Source organism: Streptomyces candidus (assembly GCF_014207445.1).
Taxonomy (GTDB): Bacteria; Actinomycetota; Actinomycetes; order Streptomycetales; family Streptomycetaceae; genus Streptomyces; species Streptomyces candidus.
The window spans coordinates 97,883-117,765 of the sequence record NZ_JACHEM010000014.1; the positions used below are offsets into that span (position 1 = coordinate 97,883).

At 71.8% G+C, this 19,883-nt stretch carries 19 protein-coding genes and 1 pseudogene; 10 read left to right on the forward strand and 10 right to left on the reverse strand.

Annotated elements, in window-relative coordinates; genetic code table 11:
- Positions 1-218 precede the first annotated feature (218 nt).
- Complete coding sequence (locus HNQ79_RS24955; protein ID WP_185034770.1) at positions 219-611, forward strand: peptidase inhibitor family I36 protein; 393 nt, start codon at positions 219-221, stop codon at positions 609-611.
- Positions 612-740: 129 nt separating this feature from the next.
- Here the strand turns inward: HNQ79_RS24955 and HNQ79_RS33950 are convergent, their stop codons facing one another.
- Entirely contained in the window at positions 741-872 is a 132-nt protein-coding gene (locus tag HNQ79_RS33950; RefSeq protein WP_260421776.1) for a hypothetical protein, read from the reverse strand.
- A 224-nt stretch (positions 873-1,096) separates the two neighbouring features.
- On the opposite strand from HNQ79_RS33950, the gene HNQ79_RS24960 reads away from it, so the two are divergent.
- A complete protein-coding gene (locus tag HNQ79_RS24960) occupies positions 1,097-1,282 on the forward strand; it encodes a hypothetical protein (protein ID WP_185034772.1) in 186 nt (61 codons plus the stop codon).
- 4 nt (positions 1,283-1,286) lie between these two features.
- On the opposite strand, the gene HNQ79_RS24965 is transcribed toward HNQ79_RS24960, so the two are convergent.
- Together HNQ79_RS24965 and HNQ79_RS24970 are read right to left on the reverse strand one after the other, a co-directional pair.
- The gene (locus HNQ79_RS24965; RefSeq protein ID WP_185034774.1) at positions 1,287-1,757 is read right to left on the reverse strand and encodes a DedA family protein; all 471 of its coding nucleotides are present in this window, start codon (positions 1,755-1,757) and stop codon (positions 1,287-1,289) included.
- A gap of 341 nt (positions 1,758-2,098) precedes the next feature.
- A complete protein-coding gene (locus tag HNQ79_RS24970; RefSeq protein ID WP_185034776.1) occupies positions 2,099-2,263 on the reverse strand; it encodes a hypothetical protein in 165 nt (54 codons plus the stop codon).
- 171 nt (positions 2,264-2,434) lie between these two features.
- Here HNQ79_RS24970 and HNQ79_RS24975 point away from each other — a divergent pair, with 171 nt between their 5' ends.
- Positions 2,435-2,596 (forward strand): hypothetical protein, encoded by a 162-nt coding sequence (locus tag HNQ79_RS24975; RefSeq protein ID WP_185034778.1) that lies wholly within the window; start codon positions 2,435-2,437, stop codon positions 2,594-2,596.
- A gap of 594 nt (positions 2,597-3,190) precedes the next feature.
- Here HNQ79_RS24975 and HNQ79_RS24980 read toward each other — a convergent pair.
- Complete coding sequence (locus tag HNQ79_RS24980) at positions 3,191-3,973, reverse strand: hypothetical protein (RefSeq protein WP_185034780.1); 783 nt, start codon at positions 3,971-3,973, stop codon at positions 3,191-3,193.
- Between the two features lie 619 nt (positions 3,974-4,592).
- Here HNQ79_RS24980 and HNQ79_RS24985 point away from each other — a divergent pair.
- From HNQ79_RS24985 to HNQ79_RS24995, 3 genes are all read left to right on the forward strand, one after another.
- The gene (locus tag HNQ79_RS24985; RefSeq protein ID WP_185034782.1) at positions 4,593-4,964 is read left to right on the forward strand and encodes a hypothetical protein; all 372 of its coding nucleotides are present in this window, start codon (positions 4,593-4,595) and stop codon (positions 4,962-4,964) included.
- Between the two features lie 334 nt (positions 4,965-5,298).
- A complete protein-coding gene (locus HNQ79_RS24990; RefSeq protein WP_185034784.1) occupies positions 5,299-5,886 on the forward strand; it encodes a phosphoesterase in 588 nt (195 codons plus the stop codon).
- A complete protein-coding gene (locus tag HNQ79_RS24995) occupies positions 5,883-7,448 on the forward strand; it encodes an alkaline phosphatase D family protein (RefSeq protein ID WP_185034786.1) in 1,566 nt (521 codons plus the stop codon). The genes HNQ79_RS24990 and HNQ79_RS24995 overlap by 4 nt, the downstream gene beginning before the upstream one ends.
- A gap of 24 nt (positions 7,449-7,472) precedes the next feature.
- On the opposite strand, the gene HNQ79_RS25000 is transcribed toward HNQ79_RS24995, so the two are convergent.
- Both HNQ79_RS25000 and HNQ79_RS25005 read right to left on the reverse strand, forming a co-directional pair.
- The gene (locus tag HNQ79_RS25000) at positions 7,473-7,637 is read right to left on the reverse strand and encodes a hypothetical protein (RefSeq protein ID WP_185034787.1); all 165 of its coding nucleotides are present in this window, start codon (positions 7,635-7,637) and stop codon (positions 7,473-7,475) included.
- Positions 7,634-7,870: a helix-turn-helix domain-containing protein gene (locus tag HNQ79_RS25005; RefSeq protein WP_185034789.1), complete on the reverse strand. Its 237-nt coding sequence runs from the start codon at positions 7,868-7,870 to the stop codon at positions 7,634-7,636. Before HNQ79_RS25005 ends, HNQ79_RS25000 begins: the two co-directional genes overlap by 4 nt.
- Before the next feature lie 242 nt (positions 7,871-8,112).
- Between HNQ79_RS25005 and HNQ79_RS25010 the strand changes: the two genes are divergently transcribed.
- Positions 8,113-8,757, forward strand: coding sequence for a LysE family translocator (locus tag HNQ79_RS25010; RefSeq protein ID WP_185034791.1), 645 nt, complete (start codon positions 8,113-8,115; stop codon positions 8,755-8,757).
- A 184-nt stretch (positions 8,758-8,941) separates the two neighbouring features.
- Positions 8,942-13,060: a hypothetical protein gene (locus HNQ79_RS25015; RefSeq protein ID WP_185034793.1), complete on the forward strand. Its 4,119-nt coding sequence runs from the start codon at positions 8,942-8,944 to the stop codon at positions 13,058-13,060.
- Positions 13,061-13,230: 170 nt separating this feature from the next.
- On the opposite strand, the gene HNQ79_RS25020 is transcribed toward HNQ79_RS25015, so the two are convergent.
- The 3 genes from HNQ79_RS25020 to HNQ79_RS25030 form a co-directional block, all read right to left on the reverse strand.
- The gene (locus HNQ79_RS25020; RefSeq protein WP_185034795.1) at positions 13,231-13,911 is read right to left on the reverse strand and encodes a class I SAM-dependent methyltransferase; all 681 of its coding nucleotides are present in this window, start codon (positions 13,909-13,911) and stop codon (positions 13,231-13,233) included.
- A 489-nt stretch (positions 13,912-14,400) separates the two neighbouring features.
- A complete protein-coding gene (locus HNQ79_RS25025; RefSeq protein ID WP_229923475.1) occupies positions 14,401-15,252 on the reverse strand; it encodes a GNAT family N-acetyltransferase in 852 nt (283 codons plus the stop codon).
- A gap of 124 nt (positions 15,253-15,376) precedes the next feature.
- A complete protein-coding gene (locus HNQ79_RS25030) occupies positions 15,377-16,882 on the reverse strand; it encodes an MFS transporter (protein WP_185035018.1) in 1,506 nt (501 codons plus the stop codon).
- A 260-nt stretch (positions 16,883-17,142) separates the two neighbouring features.
- Between HNQ79_RS25030 and HNQ79_RS25035 the strand changes: the two genes are divergently transcribed.
- Positions 17,143-18,120, forward strand: a complete 978-nt coding sequence (locus tag HNQ79_RS25035; protein ID WP_185034799.1) for a TetR/AcrR family transcriptional regulator C-terminal domain-containing protein — start codon at positions 17,143-17,145, stop codon at positions 18,118-18,120.
- A gap of 131 nt (positions 18,121-18,251) precedes the next feature.
- Here HNQ79_RS25035 and HNQ79_RS25040 read toward each other — a convergent pair whose 3' ends face one another.
- The gene (locus HNQ79_RS25040) at positions 18,252-18,806 is read right to left on the reverse strand and encodes an HAD domain-containing protein (protein ID WP_185034801.1); all 555 of its coding nucleotides are present in this window, start codon (positions 18,804-18,806) and stop codon (positions 18,252-18,254) included.
- Between the two features lie 251 nt (positions 18,807-19,057).
- On the opposite strand from HNQ79_RS25040, the pseudogene HNQ79_RS25045 reads away from it, so the two are divergent.
- Positions 19,058-19,863 (forward strand): annotated as a pseudogene (locus HNQ79_RS25045) (aminoglycoside phosphotransferase family protein).
- Positions 19,864-19,883: the final 20 nt, after the last annotated feature.

The window sequence follows — 19,883 nt, forward strand, 5'->3', positions numbered from 1 at the left end:
CACGCCAAAAAAGAGCAGGACCGGAGCCCGGCACGCCCCGCGGGGACGCCCTGAGCTGGGGCGGAGCGGGACCGTTCCGATGCGGAGAAAGGCGAAATCAGCCCCCCGGAACACATCCTTCCACCGGGATCGTGAAAGCGGTCACGCACACCGTGCGGCCTTCCACCGCTCACAAGCGGAACCTCAGCCCCCGTACCGCCACCACACCTGGAGCACACATGCCCCCGCGCCTCCGCGCCCTCGTCGCCGTCCCCGTCGCCGTCTCCGCGCTCTTCGCCGCCTCGCTCGCCCTGGCCCCGGCGGCCGCCGCGGAACCGAACCCGCCCGGCTGCGAGAAGGAGTACTTCTGCCTGTACGCGGGGGAGGGCCAGACCGGTCAGCTGCTGGTGAAGACGAAGGGGAACTGGACCGGAAGCGTGGCCGCCCGTTCCGCCTTCAACAACGGCATTCCCTACCCGAACGCCGACCACGTGCAGCTGACCTGGACCTACCAGGGCGCCACCTACGAACAGTGCCTGCACTACAACCCGAGCCCCGACCCGGACCACTACAAGCTGAACTTCGCGGAGGGGGTGACCGTCACGAAGGCGGTCTGGCGCGGGGAGTGCTGAACGCCTCTCCACGGAGCACTGCGTCAGGCCCCGCCGTACAGGCAGTCGCACCGACGCCGTACGGGCAGTCGCACCGACCGAGGCGGACTGCCCGTACGCGCGCGTCAGCGGACTGCCCGTACGCGCGTGTCAGCGGTTTCTGCGCCGGAGCAACAACGCCACCAGGGCCACCGCGAAGACGGCGAAGACGATGATGAACACCGTCGCTCCCGTCCCCGACGTCCACATCTTGGCCAACTCGACCGACGACTGTGCCTCCATGCTGAGCCTCCTCCCCCCGGACCGCTCCGGGGCCGTCGTGGAGTGCTCATGCCCCGGGACATGGGACCGAATCCCCGCCCGCCCTCTCCCTCGGCGGGGCCCGGCCCGCCCGCAAGGCCGAACGGGGAGCCGCTCTCCCCTATCGCGATTCACACGGCGTCGACCGGGAACAAGTCACTTTCGGGAGGCGGGCGCCGACCGGACGCGGCAGCGAGGGAGTACTTGTGCACGATCTCGGATTCTTCTACCTGGTGGAACGGCTCGCGGCGCAAGCGGAGGACGACCGGGCGCAGGTGACGGGACGGACGGCAGCGGCCCGGAGTCTGCGGAACGGCTGGCTGCCGCTGGCGCTGGCCGGAGCACTCGCGGCCGCCACCGCCGTCGCGGCGGCACGCGCCCGGCGCACCTGACCGTTCAGGCGTCGTCGGCCGCGCGCGCGGTGCTTCTGCGACGGCGGTACACCACGACACCGCAGACCACGAGAAGCACAGCGGCGACCACACCGACAGCGGCGGCCGTGTTCCCGGCGAACAGCCGAACCAGCAACTTCAGCGCGCCGGCCCCCACCGTCGCGTACACCAGCGCCCACGCCGCTCCGCCCAGGAACAGGGCGGGAAGGTAGCGCGGCAGCGGCATCCGCATGGTGCCCGCGAGGAAGTTGGCGGCGGTCTGGAAACCGACCGTCAGGAACGAGACGGCCACCGCGGGCGCTCCCCACCGCTGGATCGAGCGTTCCACCCGCTGGAACTTGGGCTCGGACATCCGCTCGGCGAACCTGCTGCGCCTCGCCCCTGCGTGGGCGAGCCGTCCGACGGCGTACGTCCCTCCGGCCCTCAGCAGGACGATCACGTAGAGCCCGGCCGCCGTGAGCACGACCTCACCCATGACGCGCCGCCCTCGGAGCCGAATGCTGCATAGAGGCCTTCCTGGGACCGGGAACCACCGTCAGCGGACACTGCAAGGTTAAACGAACGCTTGTACCCCGAAATGCGCGGGCCCGTCGACAGGGCGGGCCGCCTGTTTTGAGGGCGTCGACGCCTTCGACGAGCGCGGGCCGCAGTGCCCCCTCCGCCTCGTCCCGCTCCTGCCCGAACGGCACGGCCCCCCCACGAGGTCGCTCTTCCTCGGGTTGGAGCTGCGTCCGCCTGTCGCTGCGGGGGACCAGTGCTCGGAGGGCTTGCCCTTCGCGGTACGAGGGCACGCCTTCCGGCTGTCGGTGTTCTGGTTCAGGTGCTCCGGGCGGGCAGCCGCAAGGGGGCGAGGAAGGCGCCGCGTTCGGGGCCGTAAACGACGCCGGAGAAGCAGGCGAGGTCGTTGTGGCGGAGGTTGCCCTCGCTGAGGTCGTGGTGGAGGAGGGCGAGGGTGGAACGGTATTCGCGTTGGCACCGCATCAAAGACACGTCAGAGGCGCGTCAGGATCCGCTGCACGGCTCAGCGGCGGCCGATACTGGCTACGTGGCCGCAGGCTGCACTTGTTTCATGGCCGGTGCGCCGGCCGCCCAGGAATCCACCGACCGGGAGCCGGTCGGTGGCCGAGCGGTCACCGCCCCGGAGGCCCGCGCATGAAAGTGATCCCCGAGCTGCGCCGTGTGGTTGCCGCTCTTCTCGTGGCGGCCGCCACTCTGGTCGTCGCCGGGGTGCTGGCCGACATGATCTGGCTGATCGGGTGCGGCGCCTGGGCGCTCATCGCTGCTGGTCTGATCGAGGTGACCTACCGGCCCTGAGCGCCTTCCTGCTTGTCCGTCAACCGAGTTCGGCGCATGCCCCCACCGCGCGGGTGGGTCTTGCCGGTGACGGCGATGACGTCGCCCTTCTCGACCACGGCGGGTGCTCCGTGGCAGTCGGCCTACCAGGTGCCGACGGCCTGCACCTGGTGGACGTAGGCAGTCAACGGTGTCTGCCACGGTTCGGTGATCGAGCCCGCGTCTCCCGTGCCCTCGGAACCTGCCGGTCCACCGTCCGGCGTCCGCCGGTCTGCGACGTCAAGCGCGCCCGGCCGCCACTGCGCAGGAGGCCTGACCGTACGCCGTGGGGCCGGCCACATGTTGGTATGCCGCCCCGGGAGGACGCGAACGGTGCCCGATGGGACCGGTGACGGCCGGGTTGGGCACCTCGCTGACGATCAGCCAGGGCGGGAAAGGGCATACCGCACTGGACACGCCGACCAGCCCGAGGCGCGGCACGTGCTTCCAGCACGCAGCCGTCGACCCGAGGCGTGGCGCGTGCTCATACCTCCGCTCACGCAACGACCCCGCTGTCCCGGCCGGCAGTCCTGCTGCACACGAGGACAGCCAACCAGTGCCGGGCCGGCCCGTGCTTCACCGTGCGGCCGCCTCCACACCCTCGTCCTGAGGCGAGGCAGCGGTGTAGAACACCGAGTTCTGTTGCTGGAGCCGCTGCGCCTTGCCCCGGCTGATCAGGGTGTTGATGGCGTTGCGGACCAGTTGGTCGCTGGTGGAGCGCTCGGGGTGGAGCTCCTTGAGCGCGGTGACGATCTCCTTCGTCGAGCGCGGGGTGTCCGCGCTGAGCAGCGGGGCGACCAGCTCGGCCAGCGACGGGCCCCGCTTGGTCCGCCCGGCGGGGACCGCCTTCGCCGCTGTTGCCCGCTGGCCGGGGACCTTCTTCGCGGCCTTCTGCGCCGTCGGCTTCCTCGCGGCACGCTTCTTCGGGCCCTCGGCGGGTGTCGCCCCGGCCGGCTCGGCAGCCTCCGGCCCGCCGTTGTCCGCGGGGGCATCCGCGGGTGCCGGGAGATCCGTGGCGGCGGTCTCGTTCTGCGGCTTCGCGGCCTTCCTCCGGGTCCGCCCGGCCTTCACCGGTGCCTGGGCGGTGGCTTCCTCGGCGGAGGGAGGCGCAGGGGCATCGTCGGCGGCGGGAGCCGCGGGAGCATCGTCGGCGGCCGGAACGTCAGCGGCCGGGGTGGCCTGGGCGGCTGCGGCCTGGGCGCGCATGGTCTCGAGCCAGGTGTACTCCTGCGCCAGGACGGCGAGACGATTCTGCGCCTCCTCCATCTGGGCGCGGGCCCTTTCCTGCTCCTCGGTGTTCCTCGCCAGGTCGTCGGCGAGCTGCTGCATGTACTGGTTCTGGATGGGAGTGGTGCTCAACGACATAGTCGCTCGCTCTCACAAAGGGGGCCGGTGGATAGCCGGATGCTACTCATACTCAGCGGGCAGTGCAGACACCTTCGCCCCGGTCCCACCCCTACGGGACACACGAAGTGCCCCAATGAAGGCGGGCCATGGGCCCCCTGGCATTGCACTGCCCGCTTCCTGGCCGAAAGAACCCTTCGGCGTATCCCGTGCCCCTGCCGCTGGGGGTGTGGCTGCAGCTGGCCGCTCCCCAGACCTGTCCGAAGGTTCCCGCACCGGAGCGCACAGCCAGGGACATACGGCGCGACCACCCGTTCCCGCCGCTGCCCCGCCGTCTCATGCGAGCGACTGGTAAACGTTCCAGCACACATTGGTCCGGCTGCCGGCTGGACGCGGCCCTTGGCTGCGCACGATTCTCGAGAACCTCACCCGGGGCGCCTCGGTCCACCTCCTCTGAGCGCCCGGCCGCCGTACCGCGCCAACTTCCTCGCCCCGCCGCAGTGGTGTCGGTGGCCATGTGAACGATCTCGCGATGTACGTAGAATTCTTCGTCGGGCAACGGTCCCCTCGGCACCAAGGCCGTGGTCAAGGCTTGCGGCGGCTGATCGGCCCTCGGGGAGGAGGAGAAAACCTCATGCAGAACGTGTTCATGGGGGCGTTCGTTCTCGCTGTAGTCGTGCAGTGCGTGACCGTGGGCGTGCTCCTTCTCCAGCTCTGGCGTTTCCTGAGGGGCAACGGGCCGGAGCCCACGGCGCTGAGCGGGTTCGATGTGCTGACGGGGGTCGCCCTGTCCGGCGGAGCCACGACGGTCCTGCAGTTGCTGACCTCTACGTGGGACGACGTGAGCTGGTCGGACACGCTGCTGTTTTCCGCCGTGTGCGGAGTCGCGACAGCCGGGTGCATGGCCTGGACACGGCGAGCCGGACACACGCGCGCCCAGCACGTGCTGCTCGTGGTGCCGCTGGGCTTCGGAATGTTGGCGGGGGCATCCGGGGTCGCCTTCTGACCCTCATCGGGTGAAACGAGCGCCGTCTACACCGAGTTTGGCGTCACCCGCAGGACCCTCGGCCTGTGCGGGATGCCGGACGTGTACCGGGGCGAGGCGGTAGAGCACGTCGTCGGTATCGCGGGCCCGGACTCGGCAACGTCCGTATTGGCCTGTGGGCGTCGGCCGGTTCCGTCCGGCGCCGCACCCCGTCCCGGCTGTCCCACATGACGGCCGCCCCACACGTTGCAGTCACACGAACGGCCATGCAGTCGCCCGGCGTTCGTGACCGGGACATCCGCTGTTCACGGAGGCCTGGTGCAATGCGCACGCCGGAACGAGCCGGGAGGCATGCGTGAATCTCATAGTGAACGGCGACGCGGAGAGCGGACCGGGAGGGTCCGCCGACCCTGTCGCTGCGGTGACCGGTTGGGAGATACGAGAGGGGGGACCGGCGCTCGTCGCGTATGGTCTCGGCGGCGGATACCCGACGGCGTCCGACCCGGGCCCGGCCACCCGCGGCAGCCGGTTCTTCGCCGGGGGACACAGTGCGCGCACCGCACTCGTACAGGCCGTCGCCCTGCCTGCGACCGGCTCGACGGGACACGCGGCCGTCGATGCCGGAGGGGTCAGGTACACGCTCTCCGGGTGGCTCGGGGGGTACGCGGGACAGGAGGACGGCGTCCGGCTGTCGGTTGAGTTCCGGGACGCCGCGGGAACACCGGTGGCTCTGTCCGTGCTCGGTCCCGTCACCGCGGGCGAACGCAACTCCCGTACCGGGCTGTTCGAGCGCACCGTGACCGCCACGGTGCCGCGCGGCGCTCGTACGGCGCGGGTGCTGCTGGTCTTCTCCCGCGCGGGCGGGACGTCCAACGACGGCTACGCCGACGCCCTTTCGCTCACGCTGACCGCCACACCGAACACTTCCCGAGGACGGAAATGACCGCGCTCAGCCGACGTGATCTGCTCAAGGCGGCCGGTGCCGCCGGTGCCCTCAACCTCGCCTGGCCCCTGAGCGCGGGCCTCTCGCCCGCCCAGGCGCGCGAAGCAGCCGAAGCGCTCGGGGCGGACTACGACCCGGCGCCGTTCACTCTCGGAGTGGCCTCCGGCGATCCGCAGTCCGACAGCGTACTGCTGTGGACCCGGCTCGCCCCCGATCCGCTCGCGGCACAACAGCCATTGTCGGAAATCGTCGAGGTCGGCTGGGTCGTCGCGCTGGACCCCCAGCTGCGCCAGGTCGTGGCGCGCGGCACGACCACGGCGTCCGCCACGCTGGGCCACAGCGTGCACGTGCCCGTCTCCGGGCTGCGCCCCGCGACCCGGTACTGGTACGTGTTCACGGCCCTGGGCAAGCAGAGCCGGATCGGCCGTACCCGGACGGCACCCGTGGGCTCCGTGGCCTCCGTGCGGTTCGCGGCCGCCAACTGCCAGGCCTTCCACGACGGGTTCTACGCGGCCCATCGCGGCATCGCCAGGGAGAACGTCGACTTCGTCGTGCACCTGGGCGACTACGTGTACGAGCACGGCAAGGTCGGCGGCGTGCCCGCCGATCATGTCCGCGACCACGAGGGCTCGGCCGCCTTCACGGTTGCCGACTACCGCCGCCGCCACGCCCTGTACAAGGGCGACCGCTCCCTGCGCGACGCGCACGCCGCCCATCCCTGGTTCCTGACCTGGGACGACCACGAGGTGGTGAACGACTACTCGGGTACGGGGGGCGACGCCCCCTTCGTGCGGCGCCGGGCCGCCGCGTACCAGGCGTGGTACGAGAACATGCCGCACCGCGACGCCGGACATGCCGTACTGCCGGACCCCGAGATCCATCGTGTCCGGCGCTGGGGCGATTTGCTCGAACTGACCGTGCTCGACCTGCGCTCCTACCGCTCGGCGCAGAACCTCAAGGACGGTTCCATTCTGGGAACTGCGCAGAAGTCCTGGCTGAAGAGCACGGTGGACCGGGCACCGGAGGCCTGGCACGTGTGGGCCAACTCGATCATGCTGAGCCAACTGCGCGGCAGGCCCGGCGGCTCGTACATGTTCACGGACCAGTGGGACGGCTTCCTCGCCGAGCGCAAGGAGATCCTGAACCACATCCACACCAGTGGCATGAAGGACTTCGTCGTCATCACCGGTGACTGGCACTCGGCCTTCGTGGACGACATCCGGCCCGACTTCGACGACGCCTCCTCCCCGGTGATCGGGACGGAGTTCACGGCCCACTCCGTCACCTCCAGCGCCTACTCCGCGGCCTGGAACCAGACCAACGGGCCGATCATGGGTGCCGCCAACCCGCACCTGAAGTACTTCGAGGGCAACCGCTACGGATACGACGTGTACGAGGTGACCCCCACGCGTTTCAGCACCCACATGCGTGTCATAGCCGACCGCCGGGACCCGGTGTCACCGGTGACGACCCTGACCACCTTCCACGTGGACCGCGGACGGCCCGGCTCGTACGAGGACCCGGCGACGAAGAACTCTCCCGCTCAGTGGCGCCGGGATTAGCGCTTCGAGCGGGGCCGGTGCGCGCTACCGGCGGGCGTGCCGGGCATGCGGCCGCCGGTGCGCAGCGGTCCGCGGGGTGAGGAGGACTTCTTCGTAGCGTCCGAGAGCGAGGAGTCCGGCCAGGAGTGCGCCGGGCAGGGCCAGCGCCAGATACGCGAGGGCGGTCGGTGCCGCCGGGTCCGGCATCACGCGTCGGGCCTCCCGGTGTGGGCGGTGCGGGGAAGGACCTCGGCCACGGACAGACCGAGGGCGTCGGCGAGTTCGCGGAGCTCCTGCTCGGTGGGGTGCACGGGGCCTGCGTCGCCGTCCTGGACAAAGACTCTGATGCGTGGGGTGCGAATACCGGTACGGTCCGCGAGCGCCTGCGTGCTGAAGTGCCGACGGCGCATAGCTGCTTCCAGAACGTACGCCAGATCTGCCATCCCCCGCTCCTGCCCCCGTTTCCGGACCCCATTCCTCTGCATGGCGCCGCGCACCTCTCAGGTGAGCGGGGGCCCGCTCCTGCCCTCGGCCGACTGGGGTGAGGGGGCACGAGTGCACCGAAGGGCAGGGCCGTATCCTGACGCGGGCGACGCAGGCACTTGCGGTGCGTCGCAGCCGTCCGTCACCGCCGGGCGACGTCCACCGGACGCCGGACATCCGGCGCAGGAAAGGGAGTTGACGCGTGATCAGTTGGACCGCTGTGGGGGGCGTTGCGCTGGTCGAACTGGGCATGGCGCTGACTCCGGGACCGAACATGATCCACCTCGCCTCCCGCGCGATCACCCAGGGCCGCAGGGCGGGCCTGGTCAGCCTGAGCGGGACCGCCGTGGGATTCCTGTGCTACCTGCTCGCTGCGGCCGCCGGCCTGTCCGCGTTGTTCGCCGCGGTGCCCCTGGCGTTCACGGTGGTCAAGCTCGCCGGGGCCGCCTACTTGGCCTACTTGGCCTGGGACATGCTCAGGCCCGGAGGCCGCTCCCCCTTCGCTCCGGCCCAGGACCTCCCTCCCGTCTCCGACACCCGCCTGTTCGCGATGGGGCTCCTGACCAATCTGCTCAACCCCAAGATCGCTCTCATGTATGCCGCCCTTCTGCCTCAGTTCATGGATCCACAGGCGGGCCCGGCGTGGGCGCAACTGCTGCAACTCGGTGGCGTGCAGATCCTCGTGGGGATCTCCGTGAACGGCCTGATCATGCTGAGTGCGGCACGGGTATCGGGGTTCTTGGCCGCCCGGCCGCGCGTGGTGACCGCTCAGCGGTTCGGGGCAGGCGGCTTGCTCGGCGTCTTCGCGCTGCGCACAGCCCTGTCCCGTACGCCTGTTACCTCCTGACAGAAGTCCCGGTGGTGCGGCTACGACGTCCCCTCGCCGCCAGGGCGCAGTCCCCGCCGCCGCGCTCCCGGCGGAACACTGCGCCCGAGGACCGCGAGGTCGGCCGGAGCGGCGCGGCCCGTCGGATCATGGCGTTCCTGGTCCTCAGGGCCCGTTGTCGGTGCCGCCTGGCAAGATCATGCGTATGACGAGCAGCACCGGAACTCCTGTCCCGCCCCCGGCCGATCACCGCAGCTCCGAGACGTACGCCGACTGGGCGCGCGCTCAGGGGCCCGGTGTCGAGAGCGATGCCCGGGACGTGCTGGAGCGGGCGGGCAGTGGCCGGCACCGGGCGTGGGGGAAGCCCGGCCGGTTCGTGGACGAGGCGGAGCGTCTGGCCCGGGGCCTGCCGGCTGCCCATCTGCCCTGGTTCTGGGACACCATCGGTCATTGGATGCTGGAGACGCACCGGCGCTCCGCCGTCCGCGCCTACGGGCAGGCACGCGCCGCCGAACGCACCCACGGGCTGCCGGTCGATCCCGGCTGGCGGCGGGCGAATCAGCTGTTGTTCGCCCGGTTCGGCGCGCTGCCCGGCAGTGAACTCAGCGGGGCGGCGCTCTGGTTGGCCGGTGTCCTGACGCCGGTCGACGCGCACCGCGAGTTCGTCCGCCTGCTGACCGTCTGGGCGGCGTCACCCGGCGAGCTTCCCGCCGACCTGGCCCGGCGGGTCCGGGACTCCGCCCGTGCGGCCGGGCTCGGCACCGAGGAGGAGGCCCGGGTGCTGGGTGGCGTGCTGGCCGCGGCCCACGGCAAGGCCGTACCCGACCGGCTGCTCGACGCGGCCGTCGGCCCGCTCTCCGCCCACCCGCCCAGCGACGAGCAGGCCAACGCCCTGCTCGACCTGTTTCCCGAGTCGAAGAACGACGCGGCGGCCTGGCTGCGGCTGCTCGTCGCGTGCGGTGCCGCCGACGCGGCCGCGGCCGGGCACATCTCCCCGGAGGGCGGCCTCGGCGAATGGCTGCGCCGGTACGCCGCCGGATACTCCCACCGCCCGTCCGGCGGAGGGCTGACCGGCCAGCCCATGCCCGCCGAACTCTTCGACCTGGTGGGCCGGTTCGCTCCGCGGCTGCGCGCGGGCGGCACCCCGGTCCGGCTGCACGAGGACCGCTACCAGTGGCCGCATCTGGACGCCGACCTGCTCGATCTCTGCCTCGCCGAGGGCATACCCGTCCACGACCCCGGGGCCGCGGTCCGCCTCGCGTTCTGGGGTGAGCGCTCCCGGCGCGACCTCACGGCGCTCGCCGCCGACCCGGTGTTCGGCCCCCGGCTGGAAGGGACCGTGCACGCCGGGCTCCGCACCCGTGGCGGCACCGCGATCAGCGGCACCGCCATCAGCCGGCTCCCGCACAATGCGGGCATTGCCGCCGAGGTGCACGCCCGTGTCGAGAAGCTGCTCGAAGCCCTGCGCGGGGGCGGGCTCGCCGCCGCCGACGAGGCCGTCGACGAGCTGCACGAGCTCCTCGACCGGCCCACCGCCGTCGCCCTGGACGGCATCGAGGAGGACCTCGACGCACTCGACCTCACCGGCCCGCTGGCCCGCGCCCTGCGAGCCGGGCTCCCCGAGGAGCTGGGCTGGCCCGCCCTGGACGAGGCTCTCGCCACGTTCCGCCCCGACGAAGCCGTGCACGTCACCTGCACCTGGCCGGTGCTCACCGTGTACGGGGAGTCCCGCGCCTGTGCCGTCGACCACGCCGGGCTGCGCGCGGAGCACACCCTGGAGCTGCCCGAGTGCTCGCTCGGCCACACCGTGCACTGGGTCGGCGGCCAGTTCCTCGTCGCCTGGAACGAGGTGCACCAGGAGAATCCCTCCCCCACCGCCTACTGGTCCGACCGCCCCGGCGAGAGGTTCACCCCGGAAGAGACGTACGGGCTGCGCCCCTACGGCGGCAGCATCCAGGGCGGCCTCGGCTACCAGTTCGAAACCCCGGACTGCAGCGGCCGGTTCGACGGCGAGCGCGTCCTGCGCGCGGGTGGCCGTGAGGGCATCGGCGCCCGCGACTACCAGATGAGCGACGGCCACGCCTTCTGGAGCACCGCGGTGTTCAGCGAGCGCCGCGACGGCTGGACCCGCATCGACCCGGCCACGGGTGTTCCCACCGCCGACCGCACCCTGCCCGCCTTCCACGACCCCGACCGGTCCCCGCCCGGCACCAAGCCCTTCGCCGACCACCGGATCCTCGCCGCACTGCCGCCCGGCGCCCCGCCCTCCCCGCTCGGCCGGAAGGGCAACCTCACCGGCTGCCGGGTCGACCACCGCACCCCGTACGCAGGTCCCTCGCCCCGCGAGTTCGTGCTGGAGTCCATCGACGGCCGTACCGCCTCCTACCGCAGCCGCAACTGGGGCCGACGCCCTTGGGGAATCCTTGCCCTGCCGCTCGGCGGTGAGGACGCCGTCCTGGCCGGTGAAACCACCATCCGCTGCCACTCCGCTGCCGACAACTCGCTGCTCTGGCAGGTCCAGGGCTTCCCCGACGGCCGCGGCAGGACCCGCAGCCGTGACACTCTGGGCGAGCCGGCCGGGCCGGTTCCGCCGCCCGCCTTCTGGCACTTCCTCGCCCCGCGCGACGAGCCCTCGTCCCGTGTCCTGAGGACGGTCACGGACACCGCGGTGCGCGAGCTGCTGCACCAGGGCGACGGGAGCGCCCTGCCCGGAGTGACCGACCCGCGGGTCCAGGAAGGGGTCGACCGCGCCGTCCGGCTCGCCGCCGACGTACTGCACCGCCGCCGGGAGCTGTCCCGCCGGGTCGCCGTCATGCGGGCCGGGCCGGTCGTCGACCTGCCCGACCCGGCGCCGGACAACCGGCTCGTCCCTGCCCTCCACGGCCTGCTGCCCCCGCTGCACGCCTACGAGGAACAGCAGCCGCGGTCACAGCCCGCCCTCCTCACCTCGGTCGCCGCCGACGGCCGGTACCTCCGCGGCGAGATCGACGACGAGGTGCGGGTGCTCGCCCTGCCCGCGCCGCCCTCCGACTGGGCGGTGCTGACCGGCCGGATCGATGCGGTGGCCTGGCGGACCGTCGTCGCGGCCACCCCCGACGAACAGCGGCAGGCGCTCACGGCACTGCTGGGGGTATGGAGCCGGCAGCCGTTCGCGGAGGCCGGCAGCTCCTGGCGGACCGGCCGGGCCCCTGAGCAGCGCATCGCCGCACTGCGCGCGGACGGTTTCGCCGTAGCCTCCGGGCCGGAGCGCGGCGGCCTCGCCCCCTTCCTCCAGCGAGCAGCCGATCCGGTGCCCGACGACGCCGAGAAGTGCACCACGCACACCGTCGCCGCCGACGACACCGACCGGCTCCCCCGTCTACTGGCCCTGCTCGCCGAACAGGGCCCGTTGCCGGTGCCCGAGGTGGCCGTGGACCTCTTCCGCTGGCGTACCGGGGTGCCGCGCCCGATCGCCGCGCTGGTCCTCGACGGATTCGCCGGCAGCGACGACTACGGTGCGCATCGCAAGCTGGTCCGCTCCAAGCCGTACAGGGCGGACCGGTCCACCCCCCGCGCGTACGACGAGTTCCGGCGGCGGCTCGGTCCGGCGGGCCGGCGTACCGTGCTCGCCGCGGCTCTGCCCGGCGACCCGGCGGAGCTGTGGGCCCCCGGTGGGACGACCGCGGCCGCGGACCGCATGGCCGTCGCCTGGGACCGGTTGCTCGGCAGCGCCCCGTACACCGATGACGGCAGCCATGCCGCTGCCCTCGCCGCGGACCACGGGCTCCCGGACACCTGGGCCTCCGCCCTGCTCACCGGCCGACTGGAGGAGCCCCTGGGGGACGGGGCCATGCGGGCCGCCGCCACCGCCGCCGCCTGGGCGCTCGCCGAGCGCCCGGTCGCAGACCCCGCCGCGCAGGGCGCCCGCGTCCTGCTCGGCCGCCTCACGGACCTGCCCGCCGATCTGCTCGCCGGCCTGCGCAGGCTGGCGGACCGGTCCGCCACCACCCCCGTTCCGCCGGGCCAGTACGAGGCCAACCCGTTGTTCGCCGTGCCGGACCTGGTGGACGAGGTGGCGTCGGCGTTCGGTGTCAGCCGTGACGCGGCCGCCCTCCACCTCCAGCTGCACGCCTTCGACCGCCCTGCCGACCGCACCGTCCGCCGCTGGAACTCCTGGTCCCTCGACCACCACCGCGCCGTGCGCAGGGAGTTGACCGCTGCGAAGGCACCGCGCCCCGCACCCGCCGCCGCGGCACAGGCCCCCGCCGCGGTCCCGGCGCCCGCGCACGAGCGGTTCGCCCGCGCCTGGGCGGAGGGCGCGGCACGGCCGGGGACGAAGGCATGACGCTGCTGGTGTGCGGCTCTCGCGAACGCGACTTGCGCGCACGCACAGGACTTGGGCCGCGTGGTGTCGTGGGCGTGGGTAGCGGCGCTCGGGACGGCTGCCCGGCCGGCGGCCGTCCCGCGGGAGCGCGCGGTGCGTGCGGGGCGGCGGCGCTGCGAGCGGTAGCGCCCTCAGCGCAGTCGGCGCGCCCGCAGCACCAGGTCGTGGGTATGGTGCGCGCCGGCGCCGCCCTCGGGCGCCACGCGTGGCCGCTCTTCGTTCACCTCCACCTTCCAGCCGTCGGTGAGCAGCGCGGTGACCATCGAGGGCCAGACGTAGTCGGCCGGGTCGAACTCGCTGTCGTGCGTCTGCTGGGTGTCCATCCCCGCGTGGTGTACGAGCAGCAGCACGCCGCCCGGTGCGACGGCCGCGAGCAGCGCTCGTTCGGCTGCGGCGTCCGGGGTGCGCAGCAGGGCCGGGTACTGGGCGGAGACCAAGTCGAAGGAGGCCGGCGGGAGCACCGCTTCCGTCAGCGCGGCGTGCACCCAGCGAACGGCGACGCCGGCGTCCCGCGCATGCCCGGCCGCCCGCCCCAGCGCCACGCCCGAGACTTCGAGCGCGGTTACGTCCCACCCGGCGCGCGCGAGCCAGACGGCGTCCGCGCCCTCGCCGCAGCCGACGTCGAGGACCCGTCCGGGTACGAGCCCGTCGACCTCGGCCACGAGCGCGCCGTTGGGCCGGCCACTCCACAGTTGTTGTCGGTCGGCATACCGGTTGTCCCACTCCTCCCGCACCGCGGGGTCTCCGACGTATCCGTCGGCGGGCAAGGGGGCGTCGGCCGCGGGCGATCCCGCTGCGATGTTGTCGGTCATGCACCCACCGTCGCCCGTCGTGGCCCGGTCCCGCCACTCCCGTTGCCACTCCGGCAAAACGGCGCCTCGAAGGCGGGCAGCAGTCGGCGCGGTAGCTGGACCCCGCCGAAGCAGGCCGGCCGCAGGCTGCGCCACCTGTGCCGTCCAATTCCGGTGACACACACCGCCGTTGCTCGGTCTTTCGATGGCAACCCGAGCAGGGTTCGACGGCACGCGACGTCAGAGGTCACGGGCGCATCGAAAGCGGCCCTCACGAGTGGTGGGTGACTTGAGCCTGCTGCAACCAGCTCAAGGTCGTTGGCTGGGGTCCTGCCCCGTACTCGGGGTTGGAGCCCATCGTTCGAGCAGGCATGGAAGTGGCTTCGACGGCCGGAACCCCGTCCGCGCGGCGAAGGTGGTGTCGATTCCCGTCCGACCGACATCGCGCCGGAGATCACGGTCTTGCCGGGTAAGGCCCCGGTCACGCGGAAACCGGCAGACGGTCGTGGCCTACTCGGCAGGCTCGGCGATCAGGGCGGTCGCCACACGTCGGAAGCCCAGACGGGCGTAGATCCGGGCGACATCATCGTCGCCTGCCGACAAGAAGACAGTTTCCACTCCTCGCGCTCGGGCGTCGGCCACCAGCGCCTTGGTGACGGCGATCCCAAGTCCGCGACGGCGCGAGGCGGGCAGCGTTCCGACACCGACGATCTCGCTGACCGATCCGACCGGCTGGTGCTGGCCGGCGCACAGCACCGTCCCGCTGCTTTCCACTGCTGCGGCGATGGACGTCAGACCCGCTTCGATCCGCGCCACCGCACGTTCCACCGACCCGTCGCGAGCCAGGCCGCGCACGGCTTCGGCGAGCTCGGTGACTCCCGCCGAGCCGATACCGGTCCCGGGCTCCGCGAAAGCAAGATGGGGTACGGCCAGCGCGCTCGCCAGCGCCGGATCGTCCGGACCCAGGGTCCGCACCCGCAATCCGCCGGGCAACTCGTGCGCAGCGGGGACCGGGGCGCTCGGGTCGAGCACCATCAAGGGGTGCTCGTGCACCTCAAGCCCCGAGTCCTCGATCGCGGCCCGTAGCGCGGGCGTGGTCTCGGCGATCCACTCGAAACTCTCCGGAATCCCGAGTTCGCGCTGCCGGGCACGGACCCGGGCCACGTCGGCGGCGCTCACCCCGCCGGAGCGTCCCCGAGCCGGACGTGCGTAGAACGGCCATCCCTCGCCCTCCCGCACGAACAGAGTCAGCGGTCCGAAGTCCTCGACCCGGGCGCTCGGACGCGGCACCGCGTCGTAGTACCCCTCAAGCCGGTCCAGCAGTACGCGCTCGGAGCGATCAGCAAGATCCACAGAAGTCACGCGGGCATCCAAACACCAGGTCATCGGTCACCGCCACCGCATTGCGACTCGCCCACGGTCACCTTCTGCGCGGACGTGCACGGGGCTGACCGCCCTTCGCTTCCAGCAGGGCCGAACCGCCCGGTCATGCGCGACCGGACCGCTCCAGGGGTTCGGAAGCCGGGGCCGGCGTTCCCGGGTCCGCGCCGTGTCGCAGCATCATGACTGCGCATGCTGCCGCCAGCAGCATGAACACCGCCGCTCCCAGCGCCGCGTAGTTGAGGCTCTGCGTGAAGGCTTCGCGGGCCGAGGCGAGCAGTGACTCCGCCTGCGCGGCCGGCAGGTGGCGGGCGGCTGCGACTGCGCCGCCCAGCGTCTCGCGCACGGCTTCGGGTACGGGCCCCGCACCCGGGCCCGTGACGGGACCCGCCATCTCCCGCGTATACACCGCGGCTCCGATGCTGCCCAGGACCGCCATCCCCAGCGCCCCACCGAATTCCGTCCCCGACTCGATCACCGAGGCCGCCGCGCCCGCCCGCTCCGGCGGGGCAGCTCCCAGGGCCATTTCGTTCGCGAGGGTCATCGCGGTGATGATGCCGCCGACGTAGGTCGCACAGCCGGTGAGCACGAACCACAGGGGCGAGTCCGTGCGGACCTGGGTCAGCCACACGAAGCCCGCCGCCGCGATCGCGAACCCGCCTGCCATGACGTGCGCCCGGTTGATCCGCCCCGCCAGCATCGCCCCGACCGGGGCGCACACGAACGCCGCCCCCGACGGCACCAGGCTCCACAGTGCCGCCTCCAGCGGCCGCATGCCCAGGACGGACTGCAGGTACTGGTTGAAGAAGACCGCGAAACCGACGGTGGCGAACATGGCAAGGACGTTCGCCACCACCGCTCCACCGAAGGCGCGTCGGCGGATCATCGTGAGGTCGATCATCGGCTGGGCGAGGGAGCGCTGTCTGCGGACGAAGAGGAGGCCGAGGGCCACGCCCGCGGCGACGTGGACCAGCGGCAGGACGTGGATCCCGCTCTTCGCCACCTCCTTGATGCCGTAGACGACGGGCAGCACTGCGGCCAGCGACAGCAGCGCGCTCAGCAGGTCGAAGCCGGGGCGGGGCGTACTTTTGAACTCGGGCAGGAGGAAGGGCGCGAGCACCAGGAGGAGCAGCATCGCGGGCAGGTTGATCAGGAACAGCGAGCCCCACCAGAAGTGTTCGAGGAGTACGCCACTGAGAACCGGGCCGAGCGAGATGCCGGCCGCCATCACCGCCGTCCACAGCGTGACGGCCTTGGCGCGCTGGGCGGAGTCGCGGAACAGGTTGCGGATGAGGGCGAGAGTGGACGGCATCAGCGTCGCCCCGCCGACTCCGAGCAACGCCCTTGCCGCGATGAGCAGGTCGGGGGTCGACGCGTACGCCGCCGCCACCGACGCCGCGCCGAAGGCGACCGCCCCGGACAGCAGCAGCCTGCGGCGGCCGATCCGGTCACCGAGCGTTCCCATGGTGATGAGCAGACCGGACAGGACGAAGCCGTACACGTCCAGGATCCAGAGTTGCTGGGTGGCGCTCGGCGCCAGGTCCTGGCTGATGAAAGGGATCGCGAAGTAGAGGACGGAGACGTCCATGGAGACGAGGAGCAGGGGCAGCATCAGGACGCCGAGGGCGGTCCACTCCTTGCGGCCCGCGAGGGGAGGCGGCGGTGGCTGGGGGTGGTCCTGTGGTGTCGGTGGGACAGTCACGATGGGCTCCTGAGGGGTGTCTGTACGGCGTACGCCAGTGGCGCGTGTACGAAATAAGCACCCCCGGGGGAACCCAGCAACAAGTGACCTAGTGCACCGCGTCCGGTCCGCAGGCCAGGGACGGTTCACCCCGGTAGTGCACTAGTGCACCCGCGAGTACAGTGCGGGGCATGACGACCCCCTCCGCCCGGTCGGCGTCCGCCATCGACCGGAAGACGACCCCTTCGGCCCGGATCGCCGACGACATTCGCCACCGGATCTCCCGCGGCGACCTCTCGCCCGGCGACAAGGTGCCCTCCACCCGGCGGATCACCCGGGAGTGGGGCGTCGCGATGGCCACCGCGAGCAAGGCGCTGGCCTCGCTCGCGCAGGAGGGGCTCGTACGGGCGGTGCCCGGAGTCGGCACCGTCGTCGTGGACGCGACGGCGGCGTCCGCCTCGCACCACGGCCGCACTCCGGGCGGCCTGAGCCGGGCCCGCATCGTGCGCACCGCGATCGCCATCGCGGACACCGAGGGGCTGGCCATGCTCACCATGCGCCGGGTCGCCACCGACCTCGGGGTGTCCACCATGGCCCTGTACCGGCACGTACCCGGCAAGGCCGACCTGGTGCACCTGATGTCGGAGGCGGCCTTCGCCGAGCGGCCGCTGGGAGAGCCGCACGGCGGAGTCGGCGCACAGGACTGGCGCCGCCGACTCACCCATGCCGCACAGTGGTTGTGGCAGATCTACGAACGCCACCCGTGGATGGCGCAGGCCATGGCATCCTTCACCCGGCCGACCGCGGCCCCGGAGGCGATGCGGTACACGGAGTGGGTGCTGCGCGCACTGAACGGGCACGGACTCACCTCGTACGAGATGCTGCACACCCACCTGACCCTGTTCGGGCACATCCAGGGGCTGGCCGCGGCAACCGAGGTGGAGAACCGGGCCCGACAGGACACCGGGATGACGCCGGAGGAGTGGATGGCATCCCACGAGCCGCGCGCGGAGGTCGTCCAGTCGGCGGGGGGCTACCCGACCCTCGGCAGGCTCTTCGAGGAGGAGGGGGAGTTCGCCCTCGATCTGGACACCCTGTTCGCCTTCGGGGTGGAGCGGATCCTGGATGGGGTGCAGGTGCTCATCTCCCGCAAGGAGAGGGCCCGTTGACGGTGCGGGGCGGCCCCGCGCCCGCGACCGCGCGTCTTCATTCGGACCTGACGCCACTGACGGCCGACGGGACGACCCGTACCCGTACCCGTACCGAGGGCAGTCCGGTGCTCGGGAATCCGCAACCAGCGCTATGCGAGGGGACGCCCCTGTGAAACCTGGTGCAACCACTCCTTGAGTGCGACGTAGTCCGGTTCGGTGAGGCCTCGGCGGGGGTCGACACGATGGAGCAGGGCTTGCCCTCGGTGGTGTGCGGATACCCAGGCGCGATCGGTGTCCGTGATTTCGTCGTCGACCCAGGCGAACGGGCGCCCGGCGGCCCAGTCGATGAGAGCGCGGGTTTTCCAGTGCAGTCCGGCCCGCTCAGCCTGCTCGTCCTCGTCGGAAGGTTCCGGCCAGACCACCACCGCCAGCTCGGGCAAGCCGATCCGGGGCGCGACGCATGCGTTCGCGTCGGCCATCCATGTCGTGGCCCAGACCACATCGCACGGTAGCGCCGCGAGTCGGGGCCCGTGTTCGGGATTGATCCTGGCCAGGAGTGGGTTCGAGTCGGCTCCCAGTACTTCGGGACCTGTCTCAAAAGTCGGATGTCCGTCCGGATGCTCCCGCGGTGCGGTTCCGAACGGAATGAGCGGCCCGTCGACATCGAGGAAGAGCACTGGACGCTGTGCGGCAGAACCGGTCACAGCTCCACGATAGTGGCTCGTCGGTGCACGAGATCCTGACCAGGACGGGCACACTGCGAGATGCCGCGGTGCGACGGCATGCCGTGAGTCGCCCTCCGGTAGGTTGCGGACCCGACTCCCTGGAAAGGCGGTCCGACGTGAGGACCTTGGATGCGGACGAGGTCCCGCAACACCTGACGGCCTCGTACCTCACGGGCTTCGGCGGGGAAGGGCGAGCCTGGATCGCCGGGTTACCGGCTCTCGCGACAGCAATGCTGGAACGCTGGGAGCTGGCACGGGATGGAACCGTCGGGGCTGGAGAAGCCTCTCTCGTTCTGCCGGTGCTGCGCCACAACGGCACGTCTGCGGTCCTCAGGCTCCAGATGCCCCGGCAGGAAACCACCGCTGCCCTGATCGGGCTCCGTACCTGGAACGGCAAGGGAATGGTACGACTGCTCGATCACGACCCCGTGAGCGGCACCATGCTCCTGGAGCGCCTGGACGGCTCCCGCACTCTGGCCTCGCTCGGCGACGACGCGGCGATGAGCACACTCGCCGGGCTTCTCGCGCGGCTGGTCGCGGTCCCCGCGCCAAGTGGACTGCGCAGTCTCGGCGGCATCGCCCACGAGATGCTGGACCAGGTCCTCCGAGCGATCACACATCTGGCCGACCCGGCCGACCGTCGACGCATGCGGAACTGGGCATCAGCAGTGGCCGAACTGGCCGGTGAGCCCGGGGACCGGATGCTGCACTGGGATCTGCACTACGACAAGTCCTCGCCGGACAGCGCGAGCCGTGGATCGCCATCGATCCCGAACCGCTCGCCGGAGACCCGGGATTCGATCTGTGGCCCGCCCTGGACAGCCGGTGGGACGACGTCGTGGCGAAGGGCGACACCCGGCGCATCGTGCAGCGCCGCTTCGACCTGCTCACCGAAACCCTCGGTCTGGACCGCGCACGCGCGACCGGCTGGACCCTGGGGCGACTGCTGCAGAACTCACTCTGGGACATCGACGACGGCAGGACCCGTCTTGCCCCCTCCTCCGCCACGATCGCGGAATCGCTCCTCAACCGGTGACCCTCGGCTCACGGCGCGTG

Excerpts from the sequence above, each read along its gene's own strand:
- HNQ79_RS25015 (WP_185034793.1), top strand. The coding sequence starts at position 8,942 with ATGACGAGCAGCACCGGAACTCCTGTCCCGCCCCCGGCCGATCACCGC.
- HNQ79_RS33950 (WP_260421776.1), bottom strand. The coding sequence starts at position 872 with ATGGAGGCACAGTCGTCGGTCGAGTTGGCCAAGATGTGGACGTCGGGG.
- HNQ79_RS24955 (WP_185034770.1), top strand. The coding sequence starts at position 219 with ATGCCCCCGCGCCTCCGCGCCCTCGTCGCCGTCCCCGTCGCCGTCTCC.
- HNQ79_RS25030 (WP_185035018.1), bottom strand. The coding sequence starts at position 16,882 with ATGCTGCCCCTGCTCCTCGTCTCCATGGACGTCTCCGTCCTCTACTTC.
- HNQ79_RS24965 (WP_185034774.1), bottom strand. The coding sequence starts at position 1,757 with ATGGGTGAGGTCGTGCTCACGGCGGCCGGGCTCTACGTGATCGTCCTG.
- HNQ79_RS24970 (WP_185034776.1), bottom strand. The coding sequence starts at position 2,263 with ATGCGGTGCCAACGCGAATACCGTTCCACCCTCGCCCTCCTCCACCAC.
- HNQ79_RS24995 (WP_185034786.1), top strand. The coding sequence starts at position 5,883 with ATGACCGCGCTCAGCCGACGTGATCTGCTCAAGGCGGCCGGTGCCGCC.
- HNQ79_RS24985 (WP_185034782.1), top strand. The coding sequence starts at position 4,593 with ATGCAGAACGTGTTCATGGGGGCGTTCGTTCTCGCTGTAGTCGTGCAG.
- HNQ79_RS25020 (WP_185034795.1), bottom strand. The coding sequence starts at position 13,911 with ATGACCGACAACATCGCAGCGGGATCGCCCGCGGCCGACGCCCCCTTG.
- HNQ79_RS24975 (WP_185034778.1), top strand. The coding sequence starts at position 2,435 with ATGAAAGTGATCCCCGAGCTGCGCCGTGTGGTTGCCGCTCTTCTCGTG.
- HNQ79_RS25005 (WP_185034789.1), bottom strand. The coding sequence starts at position 7,870 with ATGGCAGATCTGGCGTACGTTCTGGAAGCAGCTATGCGCCGTCGGCAC.
- HNQ79_RS25035 (WP_185034799.1), top strand. The coding sequence starts at position 17,143 with ATGACGACCCCCTCCGCCCGGTCGGCGTCCGCCATCGACCGGAAGACG.